Here is a 21,640-nt window from a genome sequence, read left to right on the forward strand (position 1 = left end):
GGAGACGCGGCACCATGCGGATCGATGTGCTCGGCCCCGTACAGGCATGGCACGACGACGGCCGGCCTATCCCCCTGGGCGGGCCGCGTCACCGTGAGGTGCTGGGGCGTCTCGTCGCGGCCGAGGGGCGCGTGGTCACCACGGACCGCCTGGTCGACGACCTGTGGGACGACCCGCCGGCCGGCGCGGTGGGCGCCCTGCGCACCTTCGTCGCCGCGCTGCGCCGGGCCCTCGAACCGGACCGGGCGCCCCGCACGCCCTCGCGCGTGCTGGTGACGCAGGGCACCGGCTACCTGCTGCGGCCGCCGCGCGCGGCGGTGGACGTCCACCGCTTCCAGGACGCCCTGGCCGAGGCCGGGCGCTCGCCCGGGAGGGCGGCGGAGCTGGGCGAGGTGCTCGCCCTGTGGCGCGGCCCGGCCTACGCAGACCTGCCCGACTCCCGCTGGGTCCGGCAGGAACGCACCCGGCTCGAAGAGCTGCGCCTGCACGCCGTGGAACTGCGGGCGGACGCTCTCCTCACGTCCGGGGAGGGCGCGGGACTGGTGGCCGAGCTGGGCGGACACGTCGCCGAACACCCCTGGCGCGAGCCCGCCTGGGGCCTGCTGGCCCGGGCGCTCCACCGCGACGGCCGCCGGGCCGAGGCCCTGGACACCCTGCGCCGGGCCCGCACCATGCTGGTGGAACAGCTCGGCCTGGACCCGGGCCCGAGCCTGCGGCGCCTGGAGACCGAGATCCTCACCGGAGCGCCCGGCCTCGAACCGTCCGGCGAGCAGAGCGCGGTACGCCCCCGGCTGGGTCCGCGTACGACCGTCGAGCTGGCCCGCACCCTCGCCCTGGCCGGGGGTGACGCGCTCGTAGGCTCGCGCCGCGACCGGCTGGCCGCCGTCACGGCCGCCGAACGCACCGGAGACGTCACCCTGACCGCGCGCGTCATCGGCGCCTACGACGTCCCCGCCATCTGGAGCCGCGCCGACGACCCCGCCCAGGCACGTGCCGTGGTGGAGGCGGCCGAGCGCACCCTCCACCGGCTCGGCCCGGACGGCCCCGCCGAGCTGCGCGCCCGGCTGCTGGCCACCGTCGCCAACGAGAGCCGCAGCGCCGACACCACCGGGCCCGCCCGTGACACCGCGCGCGCCGCCGCCCGCGCGGCCGAGGCCCTGGCGCGGGAGCTGGGCGAGCCCGCCGTGCTCGCCTTCGCGCTCAACGGCGTGTTCCAGCAGTCCTTCACCCGCCTCGGGCTCGCCGCACGGCGCGATGCCGTCGGAGCCGAACTCCTCGCGCCGGCCGGCCGGCACGCGCTGCCCGCCTTCGAGATCCTGGGCCGTCTCGTCCGTATGCAGTCCGCGTCGGCGCGCGGTGACCTCACGGCGGCGGCCGGGCACGCCGAGGCCGCGGAACGCCTCGCCGCCGCACATGAGTCCCCGCTCGTCCCCGTCCTCACCGCGTGGTTCAGGGCCAGGGTCACAGCCGCCCGCAGCGCCGAACCCGGCGGGCCCACCGCCGCGTCGGCCGCGGCCGCCTACCGCGCCGCCGACCGGGAGCTGGCCGGAGCCGGCATGCCGGGGCTCCACCGGGGCCTGCTCCCGCTCGCGCTGCTCGGCCTCCGGCTGCTGCACGGGCGCCCCGCCCCCACCGATCCCGCTCTCGACTGGGGGCCGTATCTGCCCTGGGCCGCGCCGCTGGTCCTGCTGGCTCAGGACCGGGCCGATGAGGCCCGTACCGCCCTCCGGGAGCTGCCCGAACCGCCCGCTGACCACGTGCAGGAGGCGCTCTGGGCGCTCACCGCCCGTGCCGCGGTGGCCCTGGACGAACCCGGTCTCGCCGCGCGTGCGGCGGCGGTGCTGCGGGACGCGCGGGACGAACACGCGGGCGCCGCGAGCGGCATGTTCACGCTCGGGCCCGTGGAGCGCTATCTCACCGAGGCCGGGGCCTGCGCCCGGGGGCGGCGCTGAGCTCCGGCGCCCGACCGCACGAAGGGCGCCTGCCCCGAAGAACCTCGCGGTCTTCCGGGCAGGCGCCCTTCTTGCTGGACGCGCCGGTCAGGGGCGGTCGTCCAGGTCCGTGCCGTCCACGGCGTCCGGACCGTCCTCGTTGATCTCGGCGTCGGCCTGCTTGGCCTGGACCTCGGGGTCCAGAACCGTGTGGCTGCCGCTGCCGCGGCTGCCGTCGACGGAGGTCAGCGGGGCACGGTCGTCCACCTCGGTGGGGGCGGGGGGCTCGACCAGCCAGTCCGGGTTGGCCTGCTTGTCCCACCACCGCCAGACGGCGTAGGCGCCGCCCGCGAGGAGACCGGCCACGGCCAGGCCCTTGAAGGCCTTGCCCGCCCTGGCCCGGCGCTCGTGCTTCCGGGTCAGCTTGCGGATCTCCTTCGCGGTGACCTGTCCGCGCAGTGCGGCCAGTGCGGCGGCGCTGCGGGCCGAGGCCTCCTCGGCCACGGGCTGGGCAGCGGCCACGGCGCTCTCGAAGCGCGGAACGGTGTAGTCCGCCGCGCTCCGGGCCGCCTTACGGGTACGCAGCGCGGCGCGCTGCGCGGCCTCGTCGACCTTGGGGGGTACGTGTGTGCGGGCGAGTTCGATACGGGGTGCGAGATGCGCGCCGTACTGGACACGGGCCTGCTGTGCTGCCTTCGACACCTTCGGCGCGAGCAGTGTGCGGGCCTCGTGCGCATAGTGAACGGCCTGTTCCTTGGCCGAGTCGGCGTAGGGCGCCACCACTACCGCGGCGTGCTGCACGCTGTCCTTCGCCGAGTCGGTTGCGGCGCGCACGCTGTCGATGCGGGTCACGGGATCCTCCTCCTTGGTGGCGGGTTGGTACTCCGCCTTTCCACCCAATTCGAGATCATGCCTGCATGGGGCCTGTGTGGCATGCGGGGCGGGCATCCGGGTCATTCGGTTGATGAAGGACACCCGCGGGCAATGCGGTGCAAGGGGAGCCTGCCGTCGACAATGCCACGGTTCGGCTCCGCCCGCTCCGGTTCGTCACACACTTGGCCGCATCGGTTCGCGCGGTGAGGGGCGCGGAAGCCCCGGAAGGGACGGGTGGCGTCGGCCGGGACGGGCGTCGCCGGGGGTGGTCCGTGCGAGGATCGGTGGACGTTCGGAGCAGACTTACGGAAGGCAGATCGTGGCTGAGGAGCTTTACGCCACCTTGAAGACCAACCAGGGCGACATCGAGATCCGGCTCCTGCCGAACCACGCGCCCAAGACGGTCAGGAACTTCGTCGAGCTCGCCACCGGCGAGCGCGAGTGGACCCACCCCGCGACCGGTGCCAAGAGCACGGACCGGCTCTACGACGGCACCGTCTTCCACCGCGTGATCAGCGGGTTCATGATCCAGGGCGGCGACCCGCTGGGCAACGGCACCGGTGGCCCCGGGTACGAGTTCGGCGACGAGTTCCACCCCGACCTCGCGTTCACCAAGCCGTATCTGCTGGCCATGGCCAACGCCGGACCGGGCACCAACGGCTCGCAGTTCTTCGTGACGGTCTCGCCGACCGCCTGGCTGACCGGCAAGCACACCATCTTCGGCGAGGTGGTGGACCCGAAGAGCCAGCAGGTCGTCGACGCCATCGCGGCCACGCCGACCAACGCGCGCACCGACCGCCCGGTGCAGGACGTGGTCATCGAGTCGGTCGACATCCAGAAGCGCTGATCGCCCGCCGTCACCGGCCGGTCACTCTCCGGATCGCGCCTCCGGGAACCAACCGCCCCGCCCGTCCGTATCTGTTGAGAGAGCGGATGTGCGGGGCGGTGCCGTGCGCGCCGCCGCCGCGACGAGGACCGAGGGGACCGGTAAGCCATGGGACCGATGGACCAGCAGCCGCCGGGCGCCCCTGGGCCGACCCCGCCCGTCGACGGCCCGGCCGTCTGCTACCGCCACCCGGACCGTGAGACGGCGGTCCGCTGCACCCGCTGCGACCGCCCCATCTGCCCGGAGTGCATGGTCAGCGCGTCGGTCGGCTTCCAGTGCCCGGACTGTGTGCGCCAGGGGTCCGGTACGGGTCACAGCGCCACCGCGAGCCGCCCGCGTACGCTCGCCGGCGGCACGGTGGCGGCCGACCCCCGGCTGGTCACCAAGATCCTGCTCGGGATCAATGTCGCGGTGTTCGTCGCGGTGCTGTCCAAGAGCGCCCTGGTCGACGACCTGGTGCTGCTGGGCCGGGCGAACTTCTACTACGGCGGTCCGCCCGAGGGCATCGCGGAGGGCCAGTGGTACCGGCTGGTGACGTCGATGTTCCTGCACCAGGAGGTGTGGCACATCGCCTTCAACATGCTGGGGCTCTGGTGGCTCGGCGGGCCGCTCGAAGCGGTGCTCGGCCGGGTGCGCTATCTCGCGCTCTATCTGATCTCCGGGCTGGCGGGCGGTGCCCTGACCTACTGGCTCGCCCCGGAGAACCAGCCCTCGCTGGGCGCCTCGGGCGCCATCTTCGGACTGCTGGGCGCCACCGTCGTGCTGATGCGCCGGCTGAACTACGACATGCGCCCGGTCTTCACGCTGCTGGTGCTCAACCTGATCATCACCTTCAACCCCTGGGGCGGGATCGCCTGGCAGGCGCACGTGGGCGGTCTGGTGGCCGGGGTGCTGATCGGGATCGGCATGGTGCACGCCCCGCGTGAGCGGCGGAACCTCGTGCAGTTCGGCACCTGTGCCGTGACCCTGGCCGTGGTGCTCCTGATCGTGGCGGCGAGAACCGCGGCGCTGACGTAGGACGGGCGCCGGCCCGGGCCGGCCGTCGGCGGGGCCCGGGGCAGGGTCCTCAGGTCGCTCCGGACCGTTTGTGATCGAAGTTGTCCACAGCGTGCAGCCGATCTTGTGCATTCTGTGGGTACAACTGTGCCCCTTGTCGCTGAGCTGGGTTTTTCCAGCAGGGACAAGGGGCGTTCCACCCCCGGACGGGGGTGGCTGCAGTCACACCGGCGTCAACATCCGAGGAGTTATCCACAGATCGTCTGACCTTTTCCCCCGCCTGTGGATAACGCTGTGGGTAACTCAGGGCAAGGGTTGCGGGACCGGTACCCGCTGTGGTGCTACGCGGCCCTGCGGGCTACTTCCACTGGGTGGAGACGCCGAAGCCGCCGGCGATGAAGCCGAAGCCGACCACGATGTTCCAGTTCCCGAGCGACTTGATCGGCAGATCGCCGTCGGTGACGTAGAAGACGACGATCCAGGCCAGACCGATCAGGAACAGCGCCAGCATCACCGGCGCGACCCAACTGCGGTTGGTCAGCTTTATGTTGGTTGCCTGCTTCGCCGGGGGCGGCGTGAAGTCGGCCTTCTTGCGGATACGTGACTTCGGCACGAGGAACTCTCCTGTCGATGCGCTGCGTGACCGCGCAGGGAACTGTGGCTGGCGCCGGGGCGGGGCGCGAGGGGGAATGCTGCCTCCCCCGGGCGTCCGTTAGCGTAGTGCTTCCGTGGCGCCGAAGGAGATAAGGGTACGTTGAGCAATTCTGCCGACTCTCCCCCCGGGCCGGTCCGGCGCACCTTCCGGCATCCGGTCAGAGTGCTCACCGCTGCCGTTTTCGCCCTCGCCGGCCTCATCTTCGTCACGAGCGCGAACACGGCCAAGGGCACCAACATCCGTACCGACTCCTCACTGCTGAAGCTCTCCGACCTCGTCCAGCAGCGCAGCGAGAAGAACGCGGCCCTCGAGGAGTCCGCCGCTTCCGTGCGCGAGGACATCGACACCCTCGCCCAGCGCGACAACGGCAGCAGCAAGGCGGAGAACGCCAGGCTCAGGGCGCTGGAGCGGGCCGCCGGCACCACCAAGCTCTCCGGCAGGGCCGTGGCGGTCACCCTCAACGACGCCCCGCCGAACGCCACCGCGAGCCCCGGCTACCCCGATCCGCAGCCCAACGACCTGGTCATCCACCAGCAGGACCTCCAGGCCGTCGTCAACGCGCTGTGGCAGGGCGGCGCCAAGGGGATCAAGGTCATGGACCAGCGGCTGATCTCGACCAGCGCGGTGCGCTGCGTCGGCAACACCCTGATCCTCCAGGGCCGGGTCTACTCGCCGCCGTACAAGATCACCGCGGTCGGCGACCCCGGCAGGCTCCAGCGGGCGCTGAACGCCTCCCCGGCGATCCAGAACTACCTGCTGTACGTGAAGGCGTACGGGCTCGGCTGGAAAGTCGACGAGCACGAGGCGGTGACTCTTCCCGGCTACTCGGGCACAGTGGATCTCCACTATGCGGAGCCGGTGAAGTAGCGAGCAGCTGCGGGGAGGCCGCCCGGTGTCGGTGCGACTGGTCGTGCGGACGTTCAGCGAGCTGTGCATCACGGCCGGGGTGCTGATCATCCTCTTCGTGGTGTACGTCCTGTTCTGGACCGGGGTGAAGGCCGCCGGCGCGACCGAGAGCCAGATCGACACCCTGCAGAGCCAGTGGGCGCGCGAGCCGGTGTCCACGCCCGCGGTCCCCGCCCCCTCCGCGTCGCCCGCCCCTGCCGACCCTCCCGCCCCGAAGGCGTACCCGGACGGAAAGCCGTTCGCGATGCTCTACATCCCCCGCTTCGGGAAGGGATGGGAGTGGCCCGTCCTGGAGAACACCGAGGTCAGGACCTTGCAGAAGGGGCTCGGCCACTACCGGGGCACCGCCGCGCCCGGCGCGACGGGCAATTTCGCGGTGGCCGGGCACCGCCGCACCTACGGCGACCCGTTCAAGGACTTCCCGAAGCTGCGCCCCGGCGACGCGGTGCTGGTGACGGACGGGACTACCTGGTTCACGTACCGGATCGACCGGAGGCCGTACCGCACGGTGCCGGGCGATGTCGGTGTCATCGACCCGGTGCCGCGCAAGTCCGGTTTCGACGGGCCGGGCCGCTATCTGACGCTGACCACCTGTGATCCGGAATGGGGCAGCAGCCACCGGCTGATCGTCTGGGCACACCTAGACGCGACCGCCCCCGCGGCCGGCGGCAGACCGGAAGCTTTCCACAGCTGACCCCCGTGCCCGCCCCGGGCCTTTAGTCTGGTCCCGTACCGAATGGAGGGGTCAGCATGTACGGCTGGATCTGGCGGCATCTGCCGGGCAACGTGTGGGTGCGTGGGTTCATTTCGCTCGTGCTCGCCCTGGCGGTCGTCTATGCGCTGTTCCAGTACGTCTTCCCGTGGGCGGAGCCGCTGCTTCCGTTCGGCGATGTGACGGTCGACGGCGCGAGCGGGGCGGGGGCCGGCCGATGAGCGCCCGCATCCTCGTCGTCGACAACTACGACAGCTTCGTCTTCAACCTCGTCCAGTACCTCTACCAGCTCGGCGCCGAGTGCGAGGTGCTGCGCAACGACGAGGTGACCACGGCCCACGCCCAGGACGGCTTCGACGGCGTCCTGCTCTCCCCCGGCCCCGGCACGCCCGAGCACGCGGGTGTCTGCGTCGACATGGTGCGGCACTGCGCGGCCACCGGCGTCCCGGTCTTCGGCGTCTGCCTGGGGATGCAGTCGATGGCGGTGGCCTACGGCGGTGTCGTGGACCGCGCCCCCGAGCTGCTGCACGGCAAGACCTCCCCGGTGACCCACGAGGGCAAGGGCGTCTTCGCCGGTCTGCCCTCCCCGTTCACCGCGACCCGCTACCACTCGCTCGCCGCCGAACCGGACACCGTTCCCGATGAGCTGGAGGTCACCGCGCGGACGGCCGACGGCATCATCATGGGGCTGCGCCACCGGGAGCTGGCTGTCGAGGGGGTGCAGTTCCACCCGGAGTCGGTGCTCACCGAGCACGGCCATCTGATGCTGGCCAACTGGCTGGCGCAGTGCGGTGACGCCGGAGCCGTCGAGAGGTCGGCGGGACTCGCGCCGGTGGTGGGCAAGGCCGTCGCGTGACCCCACCCCGCCACGGACGCGAGACCGGCCAGGACGGCCCGTACGATCCGGGGGCGTACGAGGCCGCAGGCGCGTTCGAGGCGGCGGTCGACCAGTTGGTGGACCCGCTGAACGACCCGCTGCCGGGGCGGCACGCCTCCCCGCCGCCGCAGCCCACCGCACAGGATCCCCGAGGGCAGGCCCCACAGGGCCCACAGGCGCCCCAGGAGCCCCCGCCCGAGTGGTACGACCCCGAGGGCTACGAACGGGACTGGTACGGCCGCCAGGGGCCCGTACTGCCGCCCGCACCTGCCTCCGGGCAGCCGCCCGTCCCGACACCCGCGCCGACGCCCCCGCGCGCCTCCGTGCCGGCGCCCGCCGCCGAGCCGCCGCTCGCTCCGCGCACCGAGGAGACCGTCGCGCTGCGCACGGCGGATCTGCGGCGCACGGTCGCGGACGGCCCGGTGGTGCCCGCGCCGCGCCCGGAGCCGGAGCCCTTGCCCGTGTCCGGAGGCGACGAGCCGGCCGGGGAGGGCCACAGCGGTGCCGCCGGCGCGGAGGACGAGCCCGTCACCGGCGGCCGGGCCGAACGCCGCCGCGCGGCGAAGGGCCGGGGCCGGCGGCGCGGCGAACCGGCGGCCCGGCCGGGCGCCGGGGGCGAGGCCCCGGCGAAGCCGATGTCCCGCGTCGAGGCGCGGCGGGCGGCCAAGGCCGCCAAGGACAGCCCGGCGGTCGTCATCAGCCGGGTGGTCGGCGAGCTGTTCATCTCGCTGGGCGTCCTGATGCTGCTGTTCGTCACCTACCAGCTGTGGTGGACGAACGTGCGCGCCGACCAGATCGCCGGCCGGGAGACCCACAAGATCCAGGACGACTGGGCCAAGGGCGGCCGCAAGCCGGAGGCCTTCCAGCCCGGCGAGGGCTTCGCCATCATCCACATCCCGAAGCTCGACGTGGTCACCCCGATCGCCGAGGGGACCAGCAAGGAGAAGGTCCTCGACCGCGGCATGGTCGGCCACTACGGCGAGGAGCCGCTGCGCACGGCGATGCCGTCCGCCAAGCAGGGCAACTTCGCCCTGGCCGGCCACCGCAACACGCACGGCGAGCCGTTCCGCTACATCAACCGGCTGCGCCCCGGCGACCCGATCGTCGTCGAGACGCGGGAGGCGTACTACACGTACGAGATGGTGAGCGTGCTGCCCCAGACCTCGCCGTCCAATGTGTCCGTCATCGGCCCTGTGCCGCCGCAGTCCGGCTTCACCAAGCCCGGCCGGTACATCACCTTGACGACGTGTACGCCGGAATTCACGAGTACGTACCGTTTGATCGTCTGGGGCAAGATGGTCGACGAACGGCCGCGCAGCAAGGGGAAGCCCGACGTGCTCGTCGGCTGAACGGGCTGGACATCATCACGACAGGGACGGTGCGGTGGCAGCGACGACCGAGGACCAAGAGCAGACCGAGGAGTCCGTGCCCCCGGTGCGCCCCCGAGGGCGCCATCCCTTCGCCACCGCGGTCAGCTTCTTCGGTGAACTCCTCATCACCGCAGGCCTGGTGCTCGGCCTGTTCGTCGTCTACTCGCTGTGGTGGACGAACGTGCTCGCCGACCGGGAGGCGAGCAAACAGGGCAACACCGTCCGCGACCGCTGGGCCGACGGCCCGGGCGCGCTGGACACCAAGGACGGCATCGGCTTCCTCCACGTCCCGTCGATGAAGAACGGCGAGGTGCTCGTCAAGAAGGGCACCGACACCGAGAACCTCAACGACGGCATCGCCGGCTACTACACCGATCCGGTGAAATCCGCGCTCCCCTCCGACAAGGAGGGCAACTTCACGCTGGCCGCCCACCGGGACGGGCACGGGGCGAAGTTCCACAACATCGACAAGGTGCGGACCGGGGACGCGATCGTCTTCGAGACCAAGGACACCTGGTACGTCTACAAGGTCTTCAAGGAGCTTCCGGAGACCTCGAAGTACAACGTCGACGTCCTCAAGGCCGTCCCGAAGGGCTCAGGCGCGAAGAAGGGCGGCCGCTACATCACGCTGACGACCTGCACCCCGGTCTTCACGTCGAAGTACCGCTACATCGTGTGGGGCGAGCTCGTCCGTACGGAGAAGGTCGACCGGGACCGTACGAAGCCGGCCGAGCTGCGCTGAGACGACGGGACGAGCAGAGGGCCCTGGCCGCCGCGCGCTGCGGTGACCAGGGCCCTCTGCCTGTGGCGGGTGCTCAGTGGCCTCTGTCCTGTCCGTTCAGACCGCCGAACAGGTTGCCGCCGCCCTCGATGGTGTTCAGAGTGACCGTGCTGCCCTTGTCCACCGGGGTGTTGGGCGTCGGATTGCTCATGACCACCTTGGCGTCCGGCTTGTCGACCGAGCCGGGACCGAGCGCGACCACCAGGCCCATGCCCTCCAGCTGCGCCTTCACGTCCTGGTAGGACTTGTTGAGGATGTCGCCCGGGATGGTGACCTGCTCGGGCTGAGCGGGCCCCTTGGACACCTTGAGGATGATCGCGGAGTCCTTGCCGACCTTCTGGTTCGCGTCGGGGGTCTGCCCGATCACCTCGTTCGCCGGCTTGTCGTTGTCGACGTCGGACCTGCCGATGTTGGTGAAGCCGAGCGCCTTCAGCTGGGCCACCGCGTCGTCGTACGACCGGCCGGTCACCGGAGGCACGGTGAGCAGCTTCTCCGTGGCGACCTTGAGCTTGACCTCGGAGTTCTCCTCGGCCTTGGTGTCGCCCTTCGGGGTCTGCTCCAGGACGGTGTTCGGCTCGGCCTCGTCGGACTCGACCGAGGTGACGGAGACCGTGAAGCCCTTCTTCTCAAGGATCTTGCGGGCGTTGTCCTCGGACTTCTCCGTGACGTCCGGGACGTCGACCTTCGGAGCGCCGCTGGAGACGAAGACTGTGACGGTCTCCTGCTCCTTCATCTGCTCCTCCGCCGTCGGTGTCTGGCGGCAGATCTTGTCCTTGGGCTGGTCCTTGCACTCTTCCTTCGGACCGACCTTGAGCACGACGTCCGCGTTGTCGGCGAGCCGCTGCGCCTCCTTGACGGTGGAGCCGACCATGTTGGGCACGTCGAAGGCGCTGTTGTCGCCGCCGTCGCCGCCGAAGACCGCCTTGCCGATGAGGATCGCGCCGATCAGCACCAGGACGCCGGCGACGACCAGCAGGATCGTCGAGGTGTTGCTCTTCTTCTGGTTCTGGCGCCGGCGGCCGGGACGGTCGTCCTGGCCGTAGCCGTAGCCGCCGTCGTCCGGGTTGACCGGCGGCAGCATCGAGGTGCGCTCGCCGTTCTGGTCCGCGGCGCGCAGGGCGGTGGTCGGCTGGTCGTTGCCGTATCCGTCGTAGCCGCCGTAACCGGCCGCGCCCATCGCCGCCGTGGCGGCGACCGGCTGGCCGTCGAGGCAGGCCTCGATGTCGGCCCGCATCTCGTCGGCCGACTGGTAGCGGTAGTCGGGGTCCTTGGTGAGGGCCTTCAGCACGATCGCGTCCATCTCGGGCGTGATCTCGGGGTCGAAGTTGCTGGGCGGCTGAGGCTCTTCCCGGACGTGCTGGTAGGCCACGGCGACAGGGGAGTCACCGATGAACGGGGGCCGGACCGTCAGCAGCTCGTAGAGCAGGCAGCCGGTCGAGTACAGGTCGGACCGTGCGTCGACCTGCTCGCCCTTGGCCTGCTCCGGGGAGAGGTACTGGGCGGTGCCGATGACCGCCGCGGTCTGCGTCATCGTCATGCCGGAGTCGCCCATGGCGCGCGCGATGCCGAAGTCCATGACCTTGACCTGGCCGGTGCGCGTCAGCATGACGTTGGCCGGCTTGATGTCACGGTGGACGATGCCCGCGCGGTGCGAGTACTCCAGCGCCTGGAGGATGCCGACGGTCATTTCGAGCGTGCGCTCGGGAAGCAGTCTGCGCCCCGAGTGCAGCAGCTCCCTGAGCGTCGAGCCGTCGACGTACTCCATGACGATGTACGGGATCGAGACCCCGTCCACGTAGTCCTCGCCGGTGTCGTACACCGCGACGATCGCCGGATGGTTGAGCGAGGCGGCGGACTGGGCCTCACGGCGGAACCGGGCCTGGAAGGACGGGTCGCGGGCGAGATCCGCCCGCAGCGTCTTCACAGCGACGGTGCGTCCGAGCCGGGTGTCGTGGGCGAGGTAGACCTCGGCCATGCCACCACGGCCGAGCACCGAGCCCAGCTCGTACCGGCCGCCGAGGCGACGCGGCTCTTCCATAACTGTTCCAGCCCTCTCCGTCAGTCCTGACCGCACCGGTGTGCGGTCCGGCGGTGTGCTGTTCGCGCATACGCTACCGGCCGCGCACTACCTGATCGGCCCGCAGGCAATACCTGATATCCGACCGGTATCCCCATGTGCAGATTTGGAGTCCGGTGTGAGCGGCGTCACCTCATGCGTCACTTCTTGCTGTCGATGACCGCTTTCATGACCGCCTTGGCGATGGGCGCGGCCAGGCCGCCACCGGAGATGTCGTCACGGTTGGCCTCGCCGTCCTCGACCACCACGGCGACGGCGACCGGGGAGCCGCTGTCGGTCTTGGCGTAGGAGATGAACCACGCGTACGGCTTCTCGCTGTTGTTGAGGCCGTGCTGCGCGGTACCGGTCTTGCCGCCGACGGTGACGCCGTCGATCTTCGCGTTCTGTCCCGTGCCGGACTCGACGACGGTCTTCATCATCTCCTGGAGCTTCTGGGCGTTCTCCGGGGAGAGCGGCCGGCTGAGCTCCTCCTTCTCGTGCGAGTAGATGACGTCCAGGCTGGGCGCCTGCCGCTGGGCCACCATGTACGGCTGCATCAGCTTCCCGTCGTTGGCGACGGCGGCGGCGACCATGGCCATCTGGAGCGGGGTGGCGCGGTTGGACGCCTGGCCGATGCCCGCCATGGCGTTCTGCGGCCGGTTGTCCTTGGGGTACACGCTGGCGTCGGTACGGACGGGGGTGAAGATCTCCTCGTTGAAGCCGAACTTGTTGGCCTCGTCGATCATCTTCTGGTTGCCCAGGTCGTCGCTGATCTTGCCGAAGACGCTGTTGCAGGAGTAGCGCAGCGCCTTGCGGAGCGAGGCGTCCTTGCAGGGGATGTTGCCCTCGTTGTCCAGATTCTGGCTCGTCTGCGGCAGGCGCCAGGGCAGCGGCGACTTCGTGTCCTCGTCGATGTCCGTGTAGAGCCCGTTCTCCAGGGCGGCGGCCGCGGTGACGACCTTGAAGGTCGAGCCGGGCGGGTAGGTCTCGCGCAACGCCCGGTTGAGCATCGGCTTGTCCTTGTCCTTCAGCAGCGACTGCCAGGCCTTGGTGTCGGCCTTGTTGTTGCCCGCGAAGGTGGAGGGGTCGTACGAGGGCGTGCTGGCGAGCGCCAGGATGGCACCGGTCTCCGGGTCGAGGGCGGCGACGGCGCCCTTCCGGTTGCCGAGCCCGTCGAACGCGGCCTTCTGGGCGGCGCTGTTCAGGGTGGTGACGATGTTGCCGCCCTGCTTCTCCTTGCCGGTGAACATCGACATCGTGCGGTTGAAGAAGAGCTGGTCGTCGTTGCCGGTGAGGATGCCGTCCTCGATGCTCTCCAGCTGGGTGGCGCCGAAGGCCTGCGAGGAGTAGCCGGTGACGGGCGCCCACATGGGGCCGTCCTTCCAGACCCGCTTGTACTTGAAGTCGCTGTCCTTGGTCTCGGCCGACCCGGTGACGGACTTGCCGCCGTCCACGATGATGTTGCCCCGCTCGTGCGCGTACCGCTCGATACGGACACGGCGGTTCTCGTCCCGGGTGTTGAGCTCGTCGGCCTTCACGTACTGGAGATAGTTGGTCCGTACGAGCAGGGCGAAGATGAGCACGCCGCAGAAGATCGCGATCCGGCGCAGAGGCTTGTTCACGGTCGGACCACCTGGGTCATTTCGGCGTCGGAAGTGGGTGCGGGGGCGGGTGCCGGGCGGCGTGCCGTGTCACTGATCCTGATCAGGATCCCGATCAGGGCCCAGTTGGCGATCACGGACGAACCACCGGCGGCGAGGAACGGCATCGTCATACCGGTCAGCGGGATGAGGCCCATGACACCGCCGGCGACCACGAACACCTGGATGGCGAAGGCGCCGGAGAGGCCGATCGCGAGCAGCTTGCCGAACGGGTCGCGGGCGGCGAGCGCCGTACGGACGCCGCGCTCGACGATGAGGCCGTAGATCAGCAGGACGGCCATCATTCCGGCGAGTCCGAGCTCCTCACCGACGGTGGAGAGGATGAAGTCGGCGTTGGCGGCGAAGCCGATGAGGTCGGAGTGGCCCTGGCCCCAGCCGGTGCCGAGCGTGCCGCCCGACCCGAAGGACATGATGGCGTTGCCGATCTGCTCGCAGGCGCCGTCCGTCTGGTAGCAGGCGAAGGGGTCCATCCACGCGGTCACACGCTGCTGGACGTGGGACTCGAAGGTGGAGACGCCCACCGCGCCGGCGGCGGACATCAGCAGACCGAAGACGATCCAGCTGGTCCGCTCCGTCGCGACGTACAGCATGATCACGAAGAGGCCGAAGAAGAGCAGGGACGTTCCGAGGTCGGTCTCGAAGACGAGGATCAGGATCGACAGGACCCAGATGACGAGGATCGGTCCCAGGTCACGGCCGCGCGGAAGGTAAAGCCCCATGAACCGGCGGCTGGCGAGGGCCAGCGCATCGCGTTTGACCATGAGATAGCCCGCGAAGAAGATCGCGATGATGATCTTCGCGAACTCTCCGGGCTGGATGGAGAAACCGGCGATGTTGATCCAGATCTTGGCGCCGAACTTGGCCGGGAAGAACATCGGCAGGATCAGCAGGATCAGCGCGCCCACCATGGAGATGTACGTGTAGCGCTGCAGGATGCGGTGGTCCTTGAGCAGCATCAGCACGCCGACGAAGAGCGCCACCCCGATCGCGGAGTACATCAGCTGCCGGGGCGCGGACGGCGTGAACACCCCGTAGAGGTTCTTCGCGTCCCTGATCAGCTTCGGCGACTGGTCGAGCCGCCAGATCAGCACCAGGCCCAGTCCGTTGAGCAGGGTGGCCAGCGGCAGCAGCAGCGGATCCGCGTACGGCGCGAACTTGCGCACCACGAGATGGGCCACGCCGCCGAGCAGGACCAGGCCGAGGCCGTATCCGAACATGCCCGAGGGCAGTGTGCCGTCGATGGCCAGGCCCACGTTGGCGTAGGCGAACACCGAGACGGCGATGGCGAAGACCATCATCATCAGTTCGGTGTTGCGCCGGCTCGGTGCGTCGATCGCGCCGATCGTGGTCGTGTTGGTGACAACGCTCATGGTGCTGAAGGCCCCCTACGGCTTTACTGCTTACCGCACTGCGGGACCAGCTTTTTCTCTTCCTCCGAGAGGCTGGGACCAGGAGTGGGAGTCGCGGAAGTCTGCTCGGTCTTGGTGTCGCCGGACTTCTTGGACGTCTTCGACGTCTTGGTGGCATCGGTGTCCGTGCCGGCCGCCTGGCCCTCGTCGCTCCGGGCGTTCTCCTCGGCCGCGCGGCGCTGCGCGTCCTTCTTGCAGGCGGATGCCTGGGTGGAGAGCTCGGTGATCTTCTCGCGGGCGTCGGCGAGGCTGCCCTCGGCGATCGTCGCCTCGACCCGCTTGCGCTGGTAGGGCGGGAGGTACTTGAGTTCGATCTCGGGGTGGTCCTTCTCGACCTTCGAGAGCGAGACCCAGGCGAGGTCCTGGCTGATGCCCCGGTACAGCGCGACGTTGTCGTTCTTCGCGCCGACGTAGAACTGGGTCTGGGTCCAGCGGTAACCGCCGTACAGACCGCCGCCGATGACGGCCAGCGCGAGCACGATGTACAGGGACCGCTTGAGCCACTTGCGGCCGCCGCCGGGCTTCACGAAGTCGTCGTCGGAGTAGGACCCGAAGGACCCGTCCGGCGTTCCGCCGAAGCCGATGTCGTCACCGCTGCCGGGCGGGCCGAAGCCGCCGGAGGGCGGCGGGACGGGGCGGCCGAGACCGGCCGCGCGTCCGGCGGGGGTCTCCATCGCGCCGCCGTCGTTCAGCTGGGCGGCCTGGTTCTCCGCGACCGCGCCGACGATGACCGGGGTGTCGTTGAGCTGCCCGGCCAGGGTGTCGTTGCTGTTGTCGACGTCGAGGACGTCCGCGACGATGCAGGTGATGTTGTCCGGTCCGCCGCCGCGCAGGGCGAGCTGGATCAGGTCCTGGATGGTCTCCTGGGGGCCCTGGTAGCTGGCGAGCGTCTCCTCCATCGTCTGGTGGGAGACGACTCCGGAGAGCCCGTCGGAGCAGATCAGATAGCGGTCGCCGGCCCGGACCTCACGGATGGAGAGGTCGGGTTCGACATGGTCGCCACTGCCCAGCGCGCGCATCAGCAGGGAGCGCTGCGGATGGGTGGTGGCCTCCTCCTCGGTGATCCGGCCCTCGTCGACCAGGCGCTGGACCCACGTGTGGTCCTGCGTGATCTGGGTCAGCACACCGTCGCGCAGCAGGTACGCACGTGAGTCGCCGACGTGGACGAGGCCGAGGCGCTGACCGGTCCACAGCAGGGCGGTGAGCGTGGTGCCCATGCCCTCGAGCTGGGGGTCCTCCTCGACCATCATCCGCAGCTGGTCGTTGGCCCGCTGGACCGCCGTACCGAGCGAGGTGAGGATGTCGGAGCCCGGCACGTCGTCGTCGAGCTGGACGAGCGTGGAGATCACCTCGGAGCTGGCGACCTCACCGGCCGCCTGGCCGCCCATGCCGTCGGCGATCGCGAGAAGGCGGGGACCGGCGTAGCCGGAGTCCTCGTTGCCCTCGCGGATCATGCCCTTGTGCGATCCGGCGGCGAAGCGCAGGGAAAGACTCATGCGCACCTCGCCCGTCGGTTCGGGGTACAGCCGGTCTCGAGCCACACTGCCCACCCTCCGGTCGGGAGCCCGGCCGGGTCCGATGCCCGGGCCGCCGCGGCTCGCTCGCTCCGCTCGCTCATTGTCGTACTACTTCCGCAGCTCGATGACGGTCTTGCCGATCCGGATCGGCGCGCCCAGCGGAACAGGCGTCGGGGTGGTGAGACGGGTCCGGTCCAGATACGTGCCGTTGGTGGACCCGAGATCCTCGACGATCCACTGGCCGTCACGGTCGGGGTAGATCCTGGCATGCCTGCTGGACGCGTAGTCGTCGTCCAGCACGATCGTTGAATCATGGGCCCGGCCCAGCGTGATGGTCTGCCCCTGGAGCGCCACCGTGGTTCCGGTGAGCGTGCCCTCGGAAACGACCAGCTTGGTCGGTGCCCCCCGGCGCTGGCGCCCGGGCTGCTGGCGTTGCTGCGGCGGTGCCGCAGCGGCTTGGCGTGCCTGTGGAGGCCGTGCGTCGGTCGCAGTGCGGCGTGAGCCGCGCTGCGTGACGCGCGTTCCGAACAGGTCACTGCGAATGACCTGGACGGCCACGATCACGAACAGCCACAGAACAGCCAGGAAACCTAGCCGCATGACCGTCAGGGTCAGCTCTGACATTGCCCCCGCTTCACCCTTCGGCTTGCCGGTAAACGATGGTGGTGCTGCCCACGACGATCCGCGAGCCGTCGCGGAGCGTAGCGCGGGTTGTGTGCTGCCCGTCTACCACGATGCCGTTGGTAGACCCGAGATCCTGGATCGTCGAGGGCGTTCCGGTCCGAATCTCACAGTGCCGGCGGGATACGCCGGGGTCGTCGATCCGCACGTCGGCGTCGGTGCTGCGTCCCATCACCAGCGTCGGGCGGGAGATCTGATGGCGGGTGCCGTTGATCTCGATCCAGCGTCGCACCTGCGTGCTCGGCAGGGGGCTGGGGGTGGCCGGCGGGCGCCGGTCGGGTCCGGGACGGCCGCCGCCCGGCGGCGGTGCCGCGGGCATGGGCGGAGCGGAGGCCGGCGGGTAGCCGTAGCCACCCGGGGCCTGCGGGGCGCTGGGGCGTCCATGGCCGGGGCGGGCCGGAGGGGCCTCTCCCGGGTGGTTCTGGAACGCCTGCTGGCCGCCCTGGGCCTGTGACGAACTCGACGCCAGGGTGCGGCTGCGTACCCGGTACAGACCGGTGTCGAGGTCCTCGGCCTTTTCGAGATGGACCTTGATGGGGCCCATGAAGGTGTAGCGCTGCTGCTTGGCGTAGTCCCGGACGAGTCCGGAGAGCTCGTCGCCCAGCTGACCGGAGTACGGGCTGAGGCGCTCGTAGTCGGGGGCGCTGAGCTCGACGATGAAGTCGTTGGGGACGACGGTCCGCTCGCGGTTCCAGATGGTGGCGTTGTTGTCGCACTCCCGCTGGAGGGCACCCGCGATCTCGACCGGCTGGACCTCGGACTTGAAGACCTTGGCGAAAGTGCCATTGACCAGACCTTCGAGACGCTGCTCGAAACGCTTCATGACTCCCATGGGGCACCTCCTCCGGTGTCGTCGTCCCTGTACTGCTTACTGATCGTATCCACGCGTCGGGAAATCGGCTGGTTCCCCTTGTCTGCACTGTGGACGAGTGTCCCCCCTCACACGGATCGTAGAGGGGGCTTCCTGACAGTGTCCCGCACCTTGGGTGCACTCAGGAGGAGTGGGGGGCGACCGCTGCGGGTTCCCGGTTCCCCTCAGGTCTTCGCCAAAACAACGGATGTGAATCCACCCTGTCCAGCGTGCTAATCTTCCGGATGTCGCCAGGCGCTCGCACCAACAAGTGAGAGAGTCTGGAAACACCACTCATGCGCGAGTGGCGGAACGGCAGACGCGCTGGCTTCAGGTGCCAGTGTCCTTAGGGACGTGGGGGTTCAAATCCCCCCTCGCGCACAAGAAGGAAGCCCCGCAGGCCTTGGCCTGTGGGGCTTCTTCAGTTTCCCCCGAGGTGTCCTCGGTCTGTTCCCGGTTCCGGGCATGTCTGTCCGTGCGGACACGGCAGCTGTCCCCGCTCCGGGCCCGGAGCGGGGACAGCTTGGTTTCACGTGAAACGCCCGGTTCGTGCCCGGGGAGGGTGGGCCGGTGTCAGGCGGCGAGCCGGGCGGCCAGCGCCTTGGCCTTCTCGGTGGCGTCCTCGAACGCCTTGGCGCGGGAGGCGTCGGCGAGCGGGATCAGCTCGGCCATCTGTGCGTTGGTGCGGGCGAGGGTCAGCTCCGGGACGATGAAGTCGACCTCGGCGCCGAACATCGACGTCAGCAGCGTCGCCAGGTAGTTCTGGACGAACTCGGCGCCCTCGCGCGGGGTGCCCGGGGCGTAGGAGCCGCCGCGGCTGGCGACGACGGTGAACGGGGTGCCGGCGATCGGGCTGTCGGGCCCGATGTTGTGGCCGACGATGATCACGTGGTCGAGCCAGGCCTTCAGCGTCGACGGAATCGTGAAGTTGTACATCGGGGCGCCGATCAGGACGGCGTCCGCGGCGGCCAGCTCGGCGGCGAGCTCGCCGCGCAGCGGGTGCTCCACGCCGGCGGTGAAGGCCGCGGCGTCCAGGTGCGGCAGCGGCTCGGCCGCGAGGTCGCGGTAGACGACCTTGCCGTCGGGGTGCTGCTCGCGCCAGGTCCGGACGAATGCGGCGGTGACCTCGCGCGACGAGGAGCCCTCGGGGGAGACGGCGGAGTCGAGGTGCAGGAGTGTGGCCATGGGGATCTCCACAAATTTCGGAGCGGTGACGGGCCGGTCGAAAGACCCGAAGTTTCGTATGTACCTAGTAATAACATAGGGCCTTACTTTTCGTAAGTCCATCACGCCGACGCAGTACCCTGGGCGTATGGCGGATCACAGCGAGAAGGCGTGCCGGCAGGTCGATGTGGGCATCAGCCGCGTCTTCGGGCTGTTCGGCAAGCGCTGGACGGGGCCGATCGTCTCCGTGCTGCTGCAGCAGCCGGTGCACTTCGCCGATCTGCGGCGGGCGATCCCGGGCATCAGTGAGCGCATGCTCTCCGACCGGCTGTCCGAACTGGGGGCGGCGGGCCTGGTGGTCCGTGAGGTCGACGAGGGGCCGCCGCTGAGGGTCTCGTACCGCCTGACGCAGGCCGGTGCCGCGATGGAGCCCGCGCTCAAGGAGCTGGGGCGCTGGGCCGAGGCGCACCTCAAGGACGACCTCGGCGACTGTTAGCCGTGCGGCTCAGGTGGCCGGCGGGCCGGGGGTGTCCGGGTCGCCCGTCGTGTTGTAGCGCAGCAGGTAGGCGGCGAACCGGGCGAGGTCTTCCGCCGTCCACTCCGCGAGCCGTTCCTGATAGGCGGCGCGACGGCTGGCCTGGGTCGAGGCGAGGGCCCGGGTGCCCGCCTCGGTGGGGTGCAGCACCTGGATGCGGTGGTCGTCCGGGTCCGGGTGGCGCTCGACCAGGCCGAGTTTCTCCAGCGTGCTGACCTGACGGCTGACCGTGGACTTGTCGAGCATGTAGTGCGCGGCCAGGTCCGTCGCGCGGCAACCCTGCTGGTCCTCGATATGGGACAGCAGGGTGTACGAGACCAGGGGAAGCTCCGGGTGGAGCCGGGCCGCGGCGGCACGCGCACGGCGTGCGAAGGCGGTCAGTTCGCGCTGGATGACGTCCAGCGACTCCTCGCGTTCTCCGGGGGTGCCTGACACGGGCTCGCCTTCCTCGAAAGTTCAGTTGTATAGTACAACGGAATGTGAGTTGTAAAAGCCAACTATCGAGTCGAATATTGCTCGAGTATCTGGAGTCCTCCCATGTCCACAGGCCCGAGCGGCGCATCCGCATCGACCGCGGGCGCGCTGCGCCATGTGCTGAGCCACCTCGTCACGCCGCTGCTGATGTGCGTCGGTATGGGGCTCGCCTACCTCGGGGCGTTCCACGCCCCCCAGCCGCACGAGCTGCGGGTGGACGTGGTCGGCTCGGGGCCGAGTGCGCAGGTGCTCGCGCAGACGCTCCAGGACAAGGGGGACGGGGCGCTGAGCGTGCGTACGGTCCCCGACCGCGCCACGGCCGTCGATCATCTGCGGACGCAGGCGAGCTACGGCGCCTACCTTCCGGGCAAGGCCCCCGAGCTGCTGGTCGCCACCGCCTCGTCGGACACCAGCGCGACGGTGGTGGAGAAGGTCTTCACACAGGTGGCGGCCGGGCAGGGCGACCCGCTGAAGGTCACGGACACGGCCCCCACGGCGGGCGGCGACCCGACCGGGCAGGGCATCTTCTTCCTGCTGGTCGCGGTGAGCATCGGTTCGTACGCCTCCGTCGCCGTGATCGGCGGAGCCGGTGCGGTGCTGGCGCTGCGGGTCCGCGCGGCCCTTGCCCTCGGTGCGTCGTTCGTGGTGAGCCTGATCGGCGCGGCGTTCGCCGGGCCGCTGTTCGGGCTCGTGGACCACGGGCTCGGCGGCCTCTGGGCGATGGCATGGCTCTACTCGGCGGGCATCCTGCTGATCGGAGTCGGGCTGCACACCTTCCTCAAGCGGTGGACCACGCTCGGCGTCATGGTGTTGTTCGTCATGCTCAACTTCACCAGCTCCGGCGGGATCTTCCGGCCCGAGCTGCAGCCCGGCTTCTTCGGCGCGCTGCACTCCTTCTGGAACGGAGCGGGCTTCGTCGAGGGGGTACGCGCCCACGTGTACTTCGGCGGGCACGCGCTCGGCGGACATCTGCTGGTGCTCACCCTCTGGTTCGCGGCCGGCCTGGCGGTGACGGCCCTGGCGGGTCTGGCCGAGCGCCGGCGCCGGGTCGCGGCCGTGCCGGAGAAGGCACCGGAGACAGTCGCCGGACCGGAGGCGAGGGAAGAGCTGGAGGAGGAGCTGGAGGAGGCCGTGGGCGTCTGACCAGCGCCGAGGATGCGCCGGACCGGGTTTTCCACAGGGGTGCGGTCCAGTTGTCCACAGGGGCAGACGTCTTTCGGCGAACGGCGGTAACGTCATCGGCAGTTGATGTTGGGCCGGGGCGCCGCGCGGCTGCGCCGGGTGAGGGCGGGGGAGGCTGCGCGCC

The 21,640-nt window shown here is 70.1% G+C and carries 21 protein-coding genes and 1 tRNA gene; 12 read left to right on the top strand and 10 right to left on the bottom strand.

What is annotated here, in order from left to right:
* Positions 1 to 14: 14 nt before the first annotated feature.
* Positions 15 to 1,952, top strand: a complete 1,938-nt coding sequence (locus RLT58_RS18100; RefSeq protein WP_311311419.1) for an AfsR/SARP family transcriptional regulator — start codon at positions 15 to 17, stop codon at positions 1,950 to 1,952.
* Between the two features lie 87 nt (positions 1,953 to 2,039).
* Here the strand turns inward: RLT58_RS18100 and RLT58_RS18105 are convergent, their stop codons facing one another.
* Positions 2,040 to 2,783, bottom strand: a complete 744-nt coding sequence (locus RLT58_RS18105; protein ID WP_311311420.1) for a DUF5324 family protein — start codon at positions 2,781 to 2,783, stop codon at positions 2,040 to 2,042.
* A gap of 340 nt (positions 2,784 to 3,123) precedes the next feature.
* On the opposite strand from RLT58_RS18105, the gene RLT58_RS18110 reads away from it, so the two are divergent.
* Both RLT58_RS18110 and RLT58_RS18115 read left to right on the top strand, forming a co-directional pair.
* Positions 3,124 to 3,651: a peptidylprolyl isomerase gene (locus tag RLT58_RS18110; RefSeq protein WP_311311421.1), complete on the top strand. Its 528-nt coding sequence runs from the start codon at positions 3,124 to 3,126 to the stop codon at positions 3,649 to 3,651.
* Between the two features lie 156 nt (positions 3,652 to 3,807).
* Positions 3,808 to 4,707, top strand: a complete 900-nt coding sequence (locus RLT58_RS18115; protein WP_311314549.1) for a rhomboid family intramembrane serine protease — start codon at positions 3,808 to 3,810, stop codon at positions 4,705 to 4,707.
* Positions 4,708 to 5,044: 337 nt separating this feature from the next.
* Here RLT58_RS18115 and crgA read toward each other — a convergent pair whose 3' ends face one another.
* Positions 5,045 to 5,299: a cell division protein CrgA gene (gene crgA / locus RLT58_RS18120; RefSeq protein ID WP_018522107.1), complete on the bottom strand. Its 255-nt coding sequence runs from the start codon at positions 5,297 to 5,299 to the stop codon at positions 5,045 to 5,047.
* Positions 5,300 to 5,440: 141 nt separating this feature from the next.
* On the opposite strand from crgA, the gene RLT58_RS18125 reads away from it, so the two are divergent.
* From RLT58_RS18125 to RLT58_RS18150, 6 genes are read left to right on the top strand one after another with little or no spacing between them, the layout of a single operon-like run.
* Positions 5,441 to 6,208, top strand: a complete 768-nt coding sequence (locus RLT58_RS18125) for a DUF881 domain-containing protein (RefSeq protein WP_311311422.1) — start codon at positions 5,441 to 5,443, stop codon at positions 6,206 to 6,208.
* Positions 6,209 to 6,233: 25 nt separating this feature from the next.
* The gene (locus RLT58_RS18130) at positions 6,234 to 6,941 is read left to right on the top strand and encodes a class E sortase (protein WP_311311423.1); all 708 of its coding nucleotides are present in this window, start codon (positions 6,234 to 6,236) and stop codon (positions 6,939 to 6,941) included.
* Positions 6,942 to 6,997: 56 nt separating this feature from the next.
* A complete protein-coding gene (locus RLT58_RS18135) occupies positions 6,998 to 7,180 on the top strand; it encodes a hypothetical protein (protein WP_311311424.1) in 183 nt (60 codons plus the stop codon).
* The gene (locus tag RLT58_RS18140; RefSeq protein ID WP_311311425.1) at positions 7,177 to 7,815 is read left to right on the top strand and encodes an aminodeoxychorismate/anthranilate synthase component II; all 639 of its coding nucleotides are present in this window, start codon (positions 7,177 to 7,179) and stop codon (positions 7,813 to 7,815) included. The genes RLT58_RS18135 and RLT58_RS18140 overlap by 4 nt, the downstream gene beginning before the upstream one ends.
* The gene (locus tag RLT58_RS18145; protein ID WP_311311426.1) at positions 7,812 to 9,185 is read left to right on the top strand and encodes a class E sortase; all 1,374 of its coding nucleotides are present in this window, start codon (positions 7,812 to 7,814) and stop codon (positions 9,183 to 9,185) included. The genes RLT58_RS18140 and RLT58_RS18145 overlap by 4 nt, the downstream gene beginning before the upstream one ends.
* Positions 9,186 to 9,219: 34 nt before the next feature.
* Positions 9,220 to 9,948, top strand: a complete 729-nt coding sequence (locus RLT58_RS18150; RefSeq protein WP_311311427.1) for a class E sortase — start codon at positions 9,220 to 9,222, stop codon at positions 9,946 to 9,948.
* Positions 9,949 to 10,021: 73 nt separating this feature from the next.
* On the opposite strand, the gene pknB is transcribed toward RLT58_RS18150, so the two are convergent.
* From pknB to RLT58_RS18180, 6 genes are all read right to left on the bottom strand, one after another.
* Entirely contained in the window at positions 10,022 to 12,025 is a 2,004-nt protein-coding gene (pknB, locus tag RLT58_RS18155) for a Stk1 family PASTA domain-containing Ser/Thr kinase (RefSeq protein ID WP_311311428.1), read from the bottom strand.
* A 179-nt stretch (positions 12,026 to 12,204) separates the two neighbouring features.
* Complete coding sequence (locus RLT58_RS18160; protein WP_311311429.1) at positions 12,205 to 13,665, bottom strand: penicillin-binding transpeptidase domain-containing protein; 1,461 nt, start codon at positions 13,663 to 13,665, stop codon at positions 12,205 to 12,207.
* A complete protein-coding gene (locus RLT58_RS18165; protein WP_311311430.1) occupies positions 13,662 to 15,074 on the bottom strand; it encodes an FtsW/RodA/SpoVE family cell cycle protein in 1,413 nt (470 codons plus the stop codon). The genes RLT58_RS18160 and RLT58_RS18165 overlap by 4 nt, the downstream gene beginning before the upstream one ends.
* A gap of 23 nt (positions 15,075 to 15,097) precedes the next feature.
* Positions 15,098 to 16,609, bottom strand: coding sequence for a Stp1/IreP family PP2C-type Ser/Thr phosphatase (locus RLT58_RS18170; RefSeq protein WP_311311431.1), 1,512 nt, complete (start codon positions 16,607 to 16,609; stop codon positions 15,098 to 15,100).
* Positions 16,610 to 16,738: 129 nt separating this feature from the next.
* Positions 16,739 to 17,254, bottom strand: a complete 516-nt coding sequence (locus RLT58_RS18175) for an FHA domain-containing protein FhaB/FipA (RefSeq protein ID WP_311311432.1) — start codon at positions 17,252 to 17,254, stop codon at positions 16,739 to 16,741.
* A gap of 10 nt (positions 17,255 to 17,264) precedes the next feature.
* Positions 17,265 to 18,143, bottom strand: a complete 879-nt coding sequence (locus RLT58_RS18180; protein ID WP_311311433.1) for an FHA domain-containing protein — start codon at positions 18,141 to 18,143, stop codon at positions 17,265 to 17,267.
* 316 nt (positions 18,144 to 18,459) lie between these two features.
* On the opposite strand from RLT58_RS18180, the gene RLT58_RS18185 reads away from it, so the two are divergent.
* Positions 18,460 to 18,542: transfer RNA gene (locus RLT58_RS18185), tRNA-Leu, on the top strand.
* Positions 18,543 to 18,734: 192 nt separating this feature from the next.
* On the opposite strand, the gene RLT58_RS18190 is transcribed toward RLT58_RS18185, so the two are convergent.
* A complete protein-coding gene (locus RLT58_RS18190) occupies positions 18,735 to 19,346 on the bottom strand; it encodes an FMN-dependent NADH-azoreductase (RefSeq protein ID WP_311311434.1) in 612 nt (203 codons plus the stop codon).
* Between the two features lie 127 nt (positions 19,347 to 19,473).
* Here RLT58_RS18190 and RLT58_RS18195 point away from each other — a divergent pair, with 127 nt between their 5' ends.
* Positions 19,474 to 19,821, top strand: a complete 348-nt coding sequence (locus RLT58_RS18195) for a winged helix-turn-helix transcriptional regulator (RefSeq protein WP_311311435.1) — start codon at positions 19,474 to 19,476, stop codon at positions 19,819 to 19,821.
* 9 nt (positions 19,822 to 19,830) lie between these two features.
* Here the strand turns inward: RLT58_RS18195 and RLT58_RS18200 are convergent, their stop codons facing one another.
* A complete protein-coding gene (locus tag RLT58_RS18200; protein WP_311311436.1) occupies positions 19,831 to 20,295 on the bottom strand; it encodes a MarR family winged helix-turn-helix transcriptional regulator in 465 nt (154 codons plus the stop codon).
* 102 nt (positions 20,296 to 20,397) lie between these two features.
* Here RLT58_RS18200 and RLT58_RS18205 point away from each other — a divergent pair, with 102 nt between their 5' ends.
* On the top strand, positions 20,398 to 21,477 hold the full coding sequence (locus RLT58_RS18205; RefSeq protein ID WP_311311437.1) for an ABC-2 transporter permease: 1,080 nt from the start codon (positions 20,398 to 20,400) through the stop codon (positions 21,475 to 21,477).
* Positions 21,478 to 21,640 lie beyond the last annotated feature (163 nt).

The organism is Streptomyces sp. ITFR-16 (assembly GCF_031844705.1).
GTDB lineage: Bacteria > Actinomycetota > Actinomycetes > Streptomycetales > Streptomycetaceae > Streptomyces.

What these genes read in the sequence shown, in the direction of transcription:
- RLT58_RS18170 (WP_311311431.1), bottom strand. Translation starts at nt 16,609, where the DNA reads ATGAGTCTTTCCCTGCGCTTCGCCGCCGGATCGCACAAGGGCATGATC.
- RLT58_RS18175 (WP_311311432.1), bottom strand. Translation starts at nt 17,254, where the DNA reads ATGTCAGAGCTGACCCTGACGGTCATGCGGCTAGGTTTCCTGGCTGTT.
- RLT58_RS18195 (WP_311311435.1), top strand. Translation starts at nt 19,474, where the DNA reads ATGGCGGATCACAGCGAGAAGGCGTGCCGGCAGGTCGATGTGGGCATC.
- pknB (WP_311311428.1), bottom strand. Translation starts at nt 12,025, where the DNA reads ATGGAAGAGCCGCGTCGCCTCGGCGGCCGGTACGAGCTGGGCTCGGTG.
- RLT58_RS18165 (WP_311311430.1), bottom strand. Translation starts at nt 15,074, where the DNA reads ATGAGCGTTGTCACCAACACGACCACGATCGGCGCGATCGACGCACCG.
- RLT58_RS18140 (WP_311311425.1), top strand. Translation starts at nt 7,177, where the DNA reads ATGAGCGCCCGCATCCTCGTCGTCGACAACTACGACAGCTTCGTCTTC.
- RLT58_RS18115 (WP_311314549.1), top strand. Translation starts at nt 3,808, where the DNA reads ATGGACCAGCAGCCGCCGGGCGCCCCTGGGCCGACCCCGCCCGTCGAC.
- RLT58_RS18135 (WP_311311424.1), top strand. Translation starts at nt 6,998, where the DNA reads ATGTACGGCTGGATCTGGCGGCATCTGCCGGGCAACGTGTGGGTGCGT.
- RLT58_RS18180 (WP_311311433.1), bottom strand. Translation starts at nt 18,143, where the DNA reads ATGGGAGTCATGAAGCGTTTCGAGCAGCGTCTCGAAGGTCTGGTCAAT.
- RLT58_RS18100 (WP_311311419.1), top strand. Translation starts at nt 15, where the DNA reads ATGCGGATCGATGTGCTCGGCCCCGTACAGGCATGGCACGACGACGGC.
- RLT58_RS18205 (WP_311311437.1), top strand. Translation starts at nt 20,398, where the DNA reads ATGTCCACAGGCCCGAGCGGCGCATCCGCATCGACCGCGGGCGCGCTG.
- RLT58_RS18190 (WP_311311434.1), bottom strand. Translation starts at nt 19,346, where the DNA reads ATGGCCACACTCCTGCACCTCGACTCCGCCGTCTCCCCCGAGGGCTCC.